We start from the raw sequence: 13,353 nt of genomic DNA, 5'->3' as shown, positions 1-13,353 counted from the left end.
CGCTCATTTGTCGGCTTGGAATTGTTCGATGGGGCCGGTCGCGGTGCGGGTGACTGTCAGTTTCAGGCCGGGGACCAAAGAGATGGTCTCGCCGGTGACGGTGAAGGAGACCATGCCCTCGGGGGTGTTGTAGGACGGCGGTTCGACGACGGCGTCACCCAGGGTGTTGCCGCCCAGCTGCTGGGCGTAGGCCTCGATGTCGCCGCGGACCTTCTCGCCGATCGCGCTGGTGTAGAGCGGCGGCTGGACGAGTCGCAGGCGGGACACGCCTTCCTGGGCCGCGTTCAGCGCGACGGACCGGCCGTACAGCCACAGCGCGGTCTGGATCGAGATGAAGATCAGCGCCAGGATCGACGGCGCCAGGATGGCCAGCTCGAGCGAGGACGCTCCTCGCTCGGACCGCCTCCGAGGCACTCCACCGCTGCCGACCCGACGCGATCGGCTTCGGCCGCGCCCGCTCCGGTCCGCCGAGTTCCAACGGCCGTGCGCACTTCGTTCCCCAGCACGAGGTGACCGCGACAACGCCTCAGCCGTTCTGGATCTCGCCCGTGCGCTTGTCGATCACGCCCCGGACCACCAGACCGATGGCCAGCGCCGCGGCGACCAGGATCGCCGAGATGATCGCCCACTCCAGCGCCGACGCGCCGAGCTCGTCGCGACGGCGGGCGCCGCGGGCCTTGGCGGCCGCGCCCCGGGCCCGTTGGGTGTGGGCCCGCGCCAGCGCGTAGCCGACCATCGCGCGCACGAACTGCGTTTCCACGTTCATCCGGTTAACCCTCCGAAACTCGTTACTTCAGTCCTGAGCCCGATTCGAGCCTCAGTATGCCCTGTAGGACGGACACAAATGCCCGATGGATCCCTGTTCCCCGTGACCGCCGTCACTAACTGCCCAGGATGGCGGCGCCGGCCGGGTAGCCGAGGAACAACATGAACGCCGCGCACATCACCAGCTGCGCGACGAGCATCGACTGCGACCGCTCGCCTGCCTTGCCTTCCACGTCCGCAAGCTCTTTCCGCCGCAGCGACGCCGCCCGGGCCAGCAGCGAGGCCCGGATCTTCGCGCCCTCGTCACCTGCCAGTGCCAGCGCCGACGCCAGGTCGCGCAACTCCTCGACCCCGAGGTCCTCGCCCAGCCGGGCCATCGCGTCCCACGGCGTGATGCCGATCAACCGCGCGTTGGCCAGCGCCTGCCGGATCCGGGCCATCGCCCAGTGGTCGCCGATCGTGGAGGCCGTCATCAGCGCCTCCGGCAGACCGCGGCCGCCGGCCAGGTTCATCGCGACCAGGTCCAGGAAGCTGCCGACCACATGCCGGAAGTCGCGCCGCCGCGCCTCCGCCTCCTGCCGCAACGCCAGGTCGGGCAGGAAGAACGCGAACGCCATCGCCGCCAGCGTGACGATCGCGGGCGAAGCGCCCGGCGCCTTGAACCTCAGCAGCGCGAACAAGAACAGCACGAACGGGATGAAGATCAGCGCACCCAGAGCGAAGAACACCTTGGTCGCGAGCATCGCCGCGAACGGCTGGTTCATCACCGCCAGGTCGCGGCGCAACCGCCCGAAGGTCCAGCCCCGCGCGTTCGCCTCCGCCTCGAGCCGCTGGCCGAGCGTCTCGCGCGCCCGGTCGACACCACCGAGCACCCGCTCCCCCGCGGCACTCGCGGTCGCCGCGCTCACGTACCCGGACCGACCGGCGTCGATCCGCGCGATCGTCGAGAGCACGTTGGCGCGCGGCCGGATCAGCATCCGGACCAGCAGGTAGACACCGAGGCCGACCATCGCACCTGTGATGAAAGCGCCGGTCATCCGCCCACCACCTCCATCCGCTCGTCACCACTGCGGGCCGCCCGCCGATCGTCACTGCGGATCAGGAACCGGTCCGGTACCTCGATCTTCGCCAGCTTGCGCAGCCAGACCAGCCCCACGGCGTACAGGGCGATCACGATGAACAGCACGAACTGGCCGATGAAACTCGTGTACGGCCTGACGTACGTCGGGTTGAACAGAATCAGCGCGGCCGCCACCAGCAGGGTGATCGCCACGACGACCTGCACGCTTCGCCGGGTCGATCGACGCTCGGCCGCCACCTTCCGGCGTACGTCGAGCTCCTCGCGGGCCGAGTCGGCCAGCGCGCTCAGCACCTCGCGCAGACCGGGTCCGCGCAGGCGCGCGTTCAGCACCAGCGCGGCCACGATCAGGTCGGCCGACGGGTCGTCGAGGTCGTCCGCGAACCGCATCAATGCCGAGGGCAACGGTTCGCGGATCCGGAGCCGGTCGACGAGCAGGTTCAGGCCGGGCTTGATCGCGGGCGCTGCGTTGATCGCAGTGGCCGGGATCGCCTGCTCCAGACCGACCGCGCCGGCGATCGTGTCGCGGAGCGCCTCGGTCCAGGTGGCCAGCGCCTCCAGCCGCTCGATCGCGCGCCGCTCTTCCCCGGTACCACCGAAGAAGCGATCGGCAAGCGCAGCAAGCAAGCCGAGAGCCGCCGCCAGCACCAGCCAGTGCGTGACGACGAGCACGATCAGCCCGACTCCGATGCCGGTGCCTAAGCGGATCAGCTGCTTGCGGCCCTCGACGCTGCCGCCGCGCTTGAACAGCGACGGGGTCGACTCGCGCGGCGTCGTGCCACGGATCGCGACGATCAGCAGCAGGATCGCGCCGCCGACGACCGCGCCGGACAGCAGGGACAGCAGGGTTTCGTTGCTCATCAGGCCCACCGACCGTGCACGAGCGGCTGGTAGCCGTAGTGCTCCAACTCGTCCATACAGGCGATCGGTGCGTGCGCCGCGGCCCGGCCGTCGGGGCCGGGAGCGAACACCTCGCCGGACAGCACGCGGCCGTCCCAGCCAGTCACCTCGCGGATGCTCTCGATGTACCGACTGAGCGTGCCGCCGTGCTGGTAGTCGTTGTGTTTGCGGACGAACACGACGAAGTCGAGGGCACCCGAGATCAGCATCTGGGTCGCCTCCATCGGCAGCCGCTCGGACGCCTGGATCGCGTAGGTGCTGATTCGGTTGAACACCTCCATCGAGCTGTTCGAGTGGATCGTCGACAGCGAGCCGTCGTTGCCCTGGCTCATCGCGTTCAGCATCGTCACGATCTCGTCGCCGAGCACCTCACCGACGATGACCCGGCTGGGGTTCATGCGCAGTGAACGGCGGACCAGGTCGGCCATGCTGACCTCGCCGACACCCTCGGAGTTCGGCAGCCGCTCCTCGAACGCGACCACGTTCGGGTGCAGGTCCTTGAACTCCCCCAGCCCCAGCTCGAGCGAGCGCTCCACGGTGATCAGGCGCTCGTGCGGCTGGATCTCGTTGGCCAGCGCGCGCAGCAGCGTGGTCTTGCCGGAGTTGGTGGCGCCCGCGATCATCACGTTCTTGCGCGCGGCCACGGCGGCCCGCAGGAAGGAGGCGATGTCGGCGGACATGGTGCCGTTGGCAACCAGATCCTGCAGGAACACCTTGCCGAGCCGGGACCGCCGGATCGAGACCGACGGCCGCGACGTCACGCCCATCACGGCCGACAACCGGGAGCCGTCGGGCAGCCGCAGGTCGAGCTGCGGGTTGGCCGAGTCGAACGGCCGGCTGGTCAGACCCGCGTGTGCCGCGAGCACCTGGATCAGCTCGACCAGCTCGTCATCGCTGTCGGCCACCGGCCCGGGCCGCTCTTCGCGGCCGTCGCCGTACTGGATGAAGACCTGGTCGCACCCGTTGATGTCGATGTTCTCGACCTCGGGGTCGTCGATCAGCGGCTGCAGCCGGCCGACACCGAACAGCGAGGCGTGGATGGCGCCGGCGATCTGCGCGTCGTCGTCCGGAGTGGGCGGCGTGCGCCCCTCGGCCAGTTCGTACCGGGCGTGGTCCTCGAGCACCTGGACGATCAGCGACCGGGCGTACTCGCGCTCGTCTTCGGCGCTCATCGGCGGTACGCCGTTGACCTGGTCGCGCCGGCGCTGCTCGTTCAGCCGCTCGGCGACCTGGACCCGGAGCTTGCGGACGAGCTCCTGATCCGTGCTCATCTACCCTCCCGGCCGCCGTCGGGCGGGAACGCCGCCTGGGCCATGTCGAAGTCGTGCTGGGTCGGCCGCGAGACGATCGCCGCCATCTCGGCGGCGATGTCGGCAGCGGTCCGGATCAGCGGCGTACGGTCCAGCCGGCCCTGTCCGCGGCCGTCGAAGAAGGCCGCGCCGGCCGGGTCGTAGGCGAGGTGCCAGCGGTGCGCCAGCGGCACGGACATCGCGTCCAGCACCGACCAGACCTGCTTGACGCCTTCACGCTTCTTCGGGTCGGCGACCACGAGCACGCCGAGCTTCGCGTCGACGTGATGGATGAGCGACGACAGCCGCTCCCGCAGATGCGCGACGGACGAGCCGGTCGCAGTACAGACGAGAACGACCAGCCGAGCAGCCTGTACTACGGGAAGCTGCGGCGAAGCAGGCCCGATCCGGCCGCAGTCCGCGATCACGTCCGAGCTGAACATCTGGTTGAAGGTGATACCCAGCGGCTCCCACAGCCCGCCCATGCCACCGATCTGCTCGGGTGTGCGGACCCCGATCATCACATCGAGCCCACCGTCGAGCTGCTGACTGTGCGCCATGATGACGTCGTCGTCCAGCCCCTTGCGGCCGGCCGCAGCCAAGCTGACCAGCCCGCGATCGGAGTTGAGCGGCTGGCCACCCGGCGCCGTCATCCGGATCGCCACATCGCTACCGGCCGGGTCACACTCGGCCAGCAGCACCGGCCGCGGCCAGAGCGCACCGAGCACCAGGCTGGTCGTGGTCACTCCGGGCGAGCCCTTCGCGCTTGCCAGCGCAACGAGAGCCATCAGCCGTCTCCCTCGTTGGCCGCTACCTCCGGCTTGGTACCGGACGGCAGCTTCGTCAGTACGAGCGTCTTGGACGCGGCGGCCCCGGCCGTTGTGACCGACTGCGCGGCCGGCACCACGATGGTGACGTTCAAGGTGCTGTTCGCCTTGGTCTTGTCGTCGCTGATAGCGCCGCTGGCGGCCGTCACCTCGGCGGCCTTCACCAGGATCGAGGACACGCCACCGGCCTGGTTGGCGGCCGGCACCTGGACCACCTGGACGATGTCGCCTTCCCGCAGACCCGACGACGGGGCCCGGCCGGCCTCGAGGCTGACGCCGACCGCGACGCCGCCGGCGGCGATCTGCTTGTCGGTGAAGTTCTGGTCGGTGACGTACTGGCCCTTGTACAGCCAGCCGGTCGCGAACTTGCCGTCCACCCGCGTCTTCCACTGGTCGGACGGGATCAAGGCAGCGGTCTTGCCGGCCAGGTCTCCGGTGGCGAGGTCTTTCTGGGTCATCCTGTGGCCCGGGCTGATCGAATCGACGGCGATCGCGACATAGTTGGTCCGGTCGCCGCTGCGGAGGGCGATCAGGGCCGAGCCGGCGGCGCCGAGCAGGATCAGGATCACCGCCAGCGCGGCGAGCGCCGGACGGCGTTCGCGGCCGGAGGGAAGACGGTTCGAGCCACCGAGCGGCGCCTTGGAACCACGGGCGCCGGAGGCGGAGGGACGCGTGGGGGACGAGAAACTCACGCGCCTACCGTAATGGTCGGAGAGGACCATTCGGACCGAATGGTCATGCCGTTACCTCTTCGGTGCTCTGGCCGCGACCTGCTCGCGCTCTTCGCGGGTGAGCAGCCGGACGAACGTCCCCGGCCCGCCCGACAAGTGGTCTAGATAGCTGTAAAGCCCCTGCAACGCGCGGCCCAACTCGCCTTGCCAGTCGTCGGCCGTCGCCAGGTACGCCGCCAGCCGCCGACCCTCGGCCAGCGTCACGGCCGAGTTCACCGGCTGGTCCAGCCGGTCCAGCGGATCGCCGTCCGGGTCCGCCGGAGTGGCCGAAACCACACCCCGGATGACACCGCCCAGCTCGGCCGCCTGCGGTTCGGGCAGCAACTCGTCGAACCCGGTACCGCCGTACAGCTGATCCAGGTACTCGCAGAGCGCCGCGAACAGCTCGATGCCGTCGTAGGCGTCGCCCTCGGCGAGCTGACGCAGTTGAGCGATCAAGCTTCTGGCCTCGGAAACCGACCACTGGGAAGGAGAAAGTTTCACGTTCATCGCCGCCCAGCCTGACACGGCAGCGGCCGGAACTCAGCACCATCGAGCGGTAGCCGGATTGAAATCTTTTGCCGGTTGCCCGGGGGAACCCAGGAGGTTACTTTGCGGTCACACTCACGTCACCGACGACGAAGGAGCCGACTGGATGACCATCGCGGCACAGGGCGATCCGGCACGGGGAGACCTGGCCGCTGCCCGCGCCCGCGAGGCTCTCGGCATCGCGTTCGGCGTGATCGCGCCCTCCGGCGTCCGGCTGCGCGACGGCAGCTTCCGGCTCGATGCCGCCGAGACCCTCCCGGCCGGGGTCGTCGACGATCTGGACCGGCGCCTCAACCGGCGCGCGGCTGACCGAGCGAGCGACGAGCGCCTGCTGGCCGAGTCGGTCGCCCTGGTCGGCGCGGAGGTCGCCCGCAATCGCGAGCTCGACCCGGCCGACGGCGCGATCGCCGCCCTCGACCGGCTCCTGCACGTCCCCGGCCTCCAGCAGGCAAGACGTGACGAGGCCGGCGCGATGCTCCGGATCGTCCTCGAGAGCGCCGCCCCGTACTCCGAAACCGCCGCAGCCCGCCTAGCCGCGCTCCCCGGCCGATCCCAGCCGGCCAGGCCGACAGAACTCGTCGCAGCAGCACAACAGATCCGCCGCGACACCCACCTCCTGAGCCATCAAGCACCCGCCCAGCCACCACCTACCGGTACTACGCTCGCAATCGCCCCACCCCAGCCGCAAACCGGACAGCATCGATCCCAGCCCGGCGCGAGGCACCAGCGGCCCGCAAACGCCCGAACGGCAACGCCCGAGGTCCGTGGCTCCGGACTGGTCACCGGAATCGGTGGCCGCCCAGCCCTCGACCCGGACCTCGACGAGCGAACAGCTCTCGCGGCCCTCCGACAACTCGGGCGCGCCGAACTCGGTGGCTTCATCACCAGCAGGCCGGCCATCGACCCCCAGGCGCAACTTGCGGTACTCCAGACGGCGACGAGCGACGCACCGCAACACGTCCGGGTCGAGATCCTCCCCACTTCCCGCGGTCTCGTCGCCGAGGGCCGACTTCGCTCGGGCACCGCGAACGATCCCCACGTCCTACGGATCTCGCCGCGCCTCGCCGACGACCAACTGGCCCAGGTCTGGGTCCACCAGCTCAACCAGCTGACGCATGAGCTCAACCCCGCCAACTCGCAACGACCGGCCGGCGTGCTGGGCAAGCTGCGCTCGGCCTTCGGGCGCGACAAACGCGATCGCACGCTGAACGCCGACTACGCGTCGTACCAGTTCCTCAACAGCTCCTGGCAGCAGGCGCGGAACCAGCAGGATCCACAGCGCACGGCCGTACTGGAACGGGATCTCGACGCGCTCGCGACCTCGATCCGTCAGAAGGGCGGCGTCGCGCCCACACTCCCCTGGGCTGCCGACGCGATCCACGTCCGCGGAGCAGCGGCGGCAGGGACGGCGGCCGCGCTCGCGGTACGGGCTGAGGCAGCCGAGCTGGCGCCGTACACGCCGGCTGCCTTGCGGCTGAAAGTCGCTGACGCGGTCACTGGTCTGGAGTCGGAGGTCCAGGAGCTCCAGAAGCTTGCCGGCGCCAAGACGGCCAGCTCGGCCGCAGCCGCCGCGGAAGCCAAAGAGCTGTCCGGCAAAGCTGTTGCCGAGGGCAAGCTTCAGGACAAGGGTGCGACCGAGCGGGCGCGGGTCCTGGACGTCGAGGCGGCCGGTGCTGCCCGGAAGGCCAACCGGCACACGGAAATCGCCGCAGGCTACAACCAAGCGGTAGCGACGGCTGAGCAGGCACTGACCAGTCAACGAGACCTGCTGGCCGAACTCGACGCAGTGCTCACCGACCCGAGCCGTCCGCAGGCAGCACTCGTCACGCTGGCGCAGACCGCGGCAGAGAAGACCAGTGCGTACCAGGTCGCGTCGGATTCAGCCCTGCCCGTCAAGGCCGTCCTGCACACCGGCGTACCGGCCGGTGAACTGCCAGCGGTCCCAGTAGGCGAGATCAACCAGGTACTGGCCGCGCACGGCATCTCCGCGCGGCTCGGTGAGGGCAGTGGCCCGCTGCCGGTGCCTCCGGCGGCGTACCGGCGGCTGGTGACGGCCGAGGGGATCGAGTTCACCGTCGGCGGGAATCCCAACTCCGACGTGAACGAGCTGGCGCAGGTCCGGTTCCGGCTGAACGCGCAGGACGTGCGCGAGAACCTCGACCGGGACTACGACCTGGCCGAGCAGATGTCGGGCACGATCGGCGACGGCGGCCAGGGCGTCTCAACGACGGCAGCCCACTCGACCGGCGTCAGCTTCGGGGTGAGCGCGCAGCCGTTCATGGCGATGGCGCCGCCCGGGAGCACGGTCCACACGCTGTCCCAGTTCGCCGCTCCCCGGGTGGATGTGTCCTCCGGGCAGGGGCTGAGTGAGTCGAGCGGGTCCAGCTCGCACGAGAAGGAAGGCTCGGTCGACGACGACCGCGGCGAGTCGCTGCAGGTCGGCTGGACCGGTCAGTGGGAGATCGAGGTTCGTGCGTCCGCGACCGAGCCCTGGTCGGCACCTGCCGCCTTCGACGCCGGCCCGCAACTGACGTGGGTGTCAGCGGCGTACACGGTGAAGCCTGCGACCGAGACGGTCTCGCTCGCCCAGCTCGGCCGGGCGAACGAGGTCACCGGAGCCTTCCCCCGGCATACGGTCACCAACATCGACGGCATGTCCTCCATCCGCGACCGGCTCGTCGCGGGCGGCCGCGAGCGTTTCGGCAAGATCGACCGGGTCGCCTACGGCCAGATCGACGGCCTGCTCACCCAGGACATCTCCCGGCTGCTGCGCCAGACGAGCCGGCCAGGAGGGTACGGCCGGCAGATCGTCAGCGCGGGCGAGGCGGTCTACCACGTACAGCTCGAAGTCGAGCCGATCTGGAGTACGGCGAGACTCAGCGGCGAGGCCAGCTACGACCTGTGGCAGGAGAAGGTCGGCGTCGACTTCAACGGCGTCAGCGCGAGCCAGAACTCCAACACCTCCGCGTCGGTGTCCGTCGGTGTCGGCGGCACCTTCAAGGACATCGGCTCGACGACGGCCGATCTCGGTCCGAGTGTCTCGGCCGGTCGCAACGTCTCGCGGCAGGGCGGGCTGAGCGTCAGCGCGACCTCGATCACTCCGGTGGTTCACCGCAACCAGGGCCCGACGCAGGGCGTGGTGGTCGGCTTCCGGGTCCGGGCGACCTTGCGCGACCTCACCAAGCCCAAGGCGGACCCGGTCGTCATCAACGACTTCGTCGACGCCAGGCTCCGGGTCCCCGAGAACGACCTGCTGCGCGCCGGCGCGAAGGTCGACAAGTTCGCCGTACTCCGCAACCCCAACGACACCGTCCGCCTCGACCAGCACAAGCGGGCCCTGCTCCGCGGCGACCCCGAGCCGCCGACCGGAAAGCAGACGCTGCCACCCGTGATCGGCCCCGGCGCCGAGCAGATGCGTGGCGCGGGCCAGGCGCTCGTCCAGAACTTCACCGGCGATCGCGACGCGCTGGAACAGACCCTGCGCAACCTCAGCCGCGACGGGCTGGTCCCGCCGCTCGACGACAACCTCCAGCCGGTCTTCGCCGACCTGCCCGAGGACCGGCGACTGCGCAGCGGACAGCTGATCAACTACGACCGGGTGATCCAGACCATCGGGTCCGACCGGCTCGAAGCCGGCTACAACCAGGCTTCGCAGAGCGGCATCCCGATGGTCCTGATCGACCAGCGAACCGGGCATGCGCCGCGATACCGGACGTTCCGGGTCGCAGTCCGGCAGGACTTCAACGACGTCACCGGCGAGGGCACGAGTACGACGGACAACGTCGTACGGCTCGGCATCGCCTCCGACGCCAACAGCCGCTCCGGAGGCCGGTCGAAGGGCATGCCTGTGTCGGCCGGCGCCGGTGTCAGCAACGGCCCGGCCGAAGGTGTGCGCGGGTGGGCCGGGCGACTGGGTGTGAAGCTCAGCCGGAGCGCGGTCGGCCGGAGCTTCAGCTGGTCCGCGGGCCGGCGGGTCAACCGGGTGTCGCTGACCGAGACCACCGCCCCGGTCGACATCCTGCGGGTCGGGCACCAGATCGTCGTCACGGAGGTCACCCCGAAGGGCGACACCGCTCCCCTGGCCACTGCGCCCGGCAGCGCCCGGATCCTCGTCGACAGTGCGTTGTCGCGTGCAGAGGAACCGGTCCGCTCTGCGCAGCCCAAGGCGCCGAGTATGGCCGCGGTCAAGCAGTCGATGCCGGTCCACGTCGACGCGGGCAATCCGGTCGATCGGATCACCTCGGCCGTCGACGCGATCGAGCTGGGCTCCAACACGTACCAGGAACTGCACGCGATGCTCGGGCCCGACAGCCTGGTCGCGCACAAGGAGTGGATGAACGGGGAGTACCGGCTCCCGCTGACGATCGTCCCGCCGGCCGGCAACCCGGTCGACGCGGTCCGGCAGGGCACGATGCTGCCACGTGGCTACAGCGTGGTGGTCCGGGGTGAGGCGACCGATCGCGCGTTCGTCGCCGTCACGCAGCAGAACTCCGGCGACATCAACCTCACCATGAAGGACACCGGCTTCACCTCGGGCCGGTCGTCGTCGGGTGGGGTCGGGCTCGACGGCGGCGGTGGTCCGGTCCAGGCCGATGCGTCCTCGTTCGCGGGCAGCCTCAGCGCGGGACGTACCGGTGGTACCTCGCAGTCGACGAGCAACAGCCAGACGATGGGCGAAGAAGGCCTGCTGATCAACGTCGGCACACATCACCAGTTCGTCGACCGGTACAAGCTGGTCGCGGACGTGGTCGATGCCGATGGCAACGTCGTCCAGTCCGTGCCGCTGCAGGACGCCAAGGTGCAGACGACGATGCCGGAGCGGCGGGCGCTGAGGCTGTACGGCCGTCGCGAACTCGACCTGCCGCTCGAGGTCGTCACCGACGCGGCCGAGCGGTACCTGGCGGGGCAGCTCAAGATCAGTCCTCGCGACGCCGGGGCCTTCGTCCGTCGCTACAAGCAGGACAAGGCCGGTGTGACGACCGGTCTCGCGGCCGAGCACACCGACGAACGGCTGGCCGCGCGGCTCCTTGGTCAAACCAGAGACGTCCAGTCGACGCCCGCCGCACCCCCTGACCAGCGCATCGACGAGGTGCTGGTCGAGGTCGAGCAAGAGGCTGAGCAGCCTCGCGCGATGAGCTTGCCACCGCAGTACGACATCGGCCTGGCGTCGGCGCAGATCGAGGACATCAGCCCGATCGGCCAGCCCGGCGGGCACGTCGACCTGCTCACCCCGGCGCTGCGTCAGGTGGAAGAACTCGCGCCCGGGCTGATGGCGACCAACCCGATGCTGCGCGCGGCGCTGGCCATCGACCTCGGGACGGACGGTTGGCAGGGGCATCTGGGCGACATGTACGGCGTCCGCGGGTTCGTGACGGAGGTCGAGGTACCGGTCCCGGGACAACCTCAGCCCGACCTCGTCGTCGTCCAGGTCAAGGCGCAGTACGCCGGCCCGCCGATGGTCGACGGGACGCCGGATGTGCCCGAGGTGGACGCGATCGGACTCAAGCAGAACTACGACTACCTCGGGCAGGATCAGTCCGTCTCACACTCCACGACGTACTCGGCCGGAGCGGAGGTGAAGGGATCCGCCGACACCTCCCTGTCCGGTGGGGCCGGGACCGAGCGCGACCGGACCGTCGCGGCCAAACGCGGTACCCAGAAGACGCACATCGACCGGACGGGTCACTTCAAGCAGGCCGAGACTTACCGGGATGCGGTCTTCGACATCCAGGTGTCCCGGGTCCGCAGCGCGGGTGCTGCCACGATGGCCGGGGTGCGCTGGCGGCTCAACAAGACGCTGCCGGCCGAGCAGACGACCCACGCGACGCCGGTCCGGGTCGGTGCCCGGATGACGCTGATGGTGCCGCGGGAGCTGCTCAAGGAGGCCACTCCCGACGCTCCTGCCCAGCAGGCCTCGCAGCCCGATCACCGGTCGTTCCGGGTGCCGGAAGGCGCCACTGCGGAGGCGATGGTCCCGCACGGACTGGGAGAGCCGGAGACCGACCAGCTCCACGCGCAGATCCGCGGCTACCTGGTCGCCCACAAGGATCTGGGCGAGGCGGCGATGCGGGAGCACGACGTGGCGCTGGCGACCCAGCTCTCACCGACCGCGCTGCGGGCCGCGCTCAAGCGACTGACCAGCGAAGAGGGCTTAGAGCTGACCGCGATCGCCGGACGAGGCAACTCGGGTACCAAGTTCGTCGTCGTGGTCAAGGCCAGGCCGGTGGGCTGGACGATCCAGGACGATCCGATTCCAGGCGGTCAGGCCGGCCAGGTGTGGCGCGACATGGAGAGCAACGGGATCACGACGACCGGCAACAGGCTGACGCCGGGGACGGCGAGTGGCGGTGCGAGCGGCGGACCGGTCAACGTCGGCGGCTCGGTCAGTGAGCAGCTCAAGGAGACGTCGTCCGACTCGCAGGGGACGCGATTGGAGACCAGCCGTTTCCAGGAAGGCACACTCGGCACGGTCGAGGCGCCGATGGTCTACAGCGTCACGGTTCACGAGGTGGCCGACACGGGCAAGAGCGCACCGAAGGTCAAACACTCCGAGCACCTGCCCGAGACCTCCAAAGCCGTGTACTACCTCAAGATGCTGCAGCACGAGTACCTCGACGGGCTGCGGCAACTCGAGTCGGGCCGGCAGGCTGCTCCCCCGCTGGAGGCCGCGTCGCCTCGGCTCGGCAAGCCCGAGCTGCGCGCATCGGAGTACCGGGTCGATGCCGCTGGCAACAGAGTTCACCAGCCGTACCAGCCGATGGTGGCCGCGTTGAGCAAGGCGGTGAACGAGAAGCGGACGGTGAATCTGACCATCGAGGAAGCCGGTGGCGTGCGAAACTACCAGGCGTTCGCGGACGGCACGATGACGGAGATCGGCGACAACAGCGGTTATGCGGAGGCGTTCGCGCAGTTGCATCCGCGGGTGGCGCTGATGTGTGAGGGACGGGTGCCGCTGCGCGAGCTGTACAACGCGACGCCGCGGTCGGAATCGTTCAACGCCAAGGTCGCCTTGGAGCTGGTGGACAAGGGCGTACCGCTCGCGATGCTGAAGGGGCTCGACCACTCCGCGACGGTCCGGCAGTTGCCCGCGGCATCCGGGCAGGGTGAGCGGCAGCAGATCGGCGGCGCCACCTCGGCCAGGACGATCAGCGGGCACGGGCCGTCATTGGCTGGTTCCTGACCGGGCCGCGGCCGGACAGCGGGCATGATGGTCCGACGACGACGAGAGGGAGACC

9 protein-coding genes are annotated in these 13,353 nt (G+C 69.8%); 1 reads left to right on the top strand and 8 read right to left on the bottom strand.

What is annotated here, in order from left to right:
* Nucleotides 1-3: 3 nt before the first annotated feature.
* The 8 genes from ABD768_RS01380 to ABD768_RS01345 all read right to left on the bottom strand — a co-directional run bounded on the left by ABD768_RS01380 (nt 4) and on the right by ABD768_RS01345 (nt 6,028).
* Nucleotides 4-414 carry a TadE/TadG family type IV pilus assembly protein gene (locus ABD768_RS01380; RefSeq protein WP_344836411.1) on the bottom strand — a complete coding sequence of 137 codons (411 nt, stop codon included), beginning with the start codon at nt 412-414 and terminating at the stop codon, nt 4-6.
* 112 nt (nt 415-526) lie between these two features.
* Nucleotides 527-766, bottom strand: coding sequence for a hypothetical protein (locus ABD768_RS01375; protein WP_343972310.1), 240 nt, complete (start codon nt 764-766; stop codon nt 527-529).
* A gap of 115 nt (nt 767-881) precedes the next feature.
* On the bottom strand, nt 882-1,802 hold the full coding sequence (locus ABD768_RS01370) for a type II secretion system F family protein (protein ID WP_343972313.1): 921 nt from the start codon (nt 1,800-1,802) through the stop codon (nt 882-884).
* Entirely contained in the window at nt 1,799-2,704 is a 906-nt protein-coding gene (locus ABD768_RS01365; protein WP_343972316.1) for a type II secretion system F family protein, read from the bottom strand. Before ABD768_RS01365 ends, ABD768_RS01370 begins: the two co-directional genes overlap by 4 nt.
* Nucleotides 2,704-4,014 carry a TadA family conjugal transfer-associated ATPase gene (locus ABD768_RS01360; protein WP_328324149.1) on the bottom strand — a complete coding sequence of 437 codons (1,311 nt, stop codon included), beginning with the start codon at nt 4,012-4,014 and terminating at the stop codon, nt 2,704-2,706. Before ABD768_RS01360 ends, ABD768_RS01365 begins: the two co-directional genes overlap by 1 nt.
* Entirely contained in the window at nt 4,011-4,820 is an 810-nt protein-coding gene (locus ABD768_RS01355; RefSeq protein WP_343972325.1) for a CpaE/TadZ family protein, read from the bottom strand. The genes ABD768_RS01360 and ABD768_RS01355 overlap by 4 nt, the downstream gene beginning before the upstream one ends.
* Complete coding sequence (locus ABD768_RS01350; protein ID WP_344836407.1) at nt 4,820-5,551, bottom strand: hypothetical protein; 732 nt, start codon at nt 5,549-5,551, stop codon at nt 4,820-4,822. Before ABD768_RS01350 ends, ABD768_RS01355 begins: the two co-directional genes overlap by 1 nt.
* A 51-nt stretch (nt 5,552-5,602) precedes the next feature.
* Nucleotides 5,603-6,028 carry a hypothetical protein gene (locus ABD768_RS01345; protein ID WP_344836405.1) on the bottom strand — a complete coding sequence of 142 codons (426 nt, stop codon included), beginning with the start codon at nt 6,026-6,028 and terminating at the stop codon, nt 5,603-5,605.
* 196 nt (nt 6,029-6,224) lie between these two features.
* Between ABD768_RS01345 and ABD768_RS01340 the strand changes: the two genes are divergently transcribed.
* Entirely contained in the window at nt 6,225-13,298 is a 7,074-nt protein-coding gene (locus ABD768_RS01340; RefSeq protein WP_344836402.1) for a hypothetical protein, read from the top strand.
* The last annotated feature ends 55 nt before the right edge of the window (nt 13,299-13,353 follow it).

The sequence above is a fragment of the Kribbella ginsengisoli genome, assembly GCF_039537185.1.
Lineage (GTDB): Bacteria > Actinomycetota > Actinomycetes > Propionibacteriales > Kribbellaceae > Kribbella > Kribbella koreensis.
This window is presented reverse-complemented; position numbering and strand designations above follow the sequence as displayed.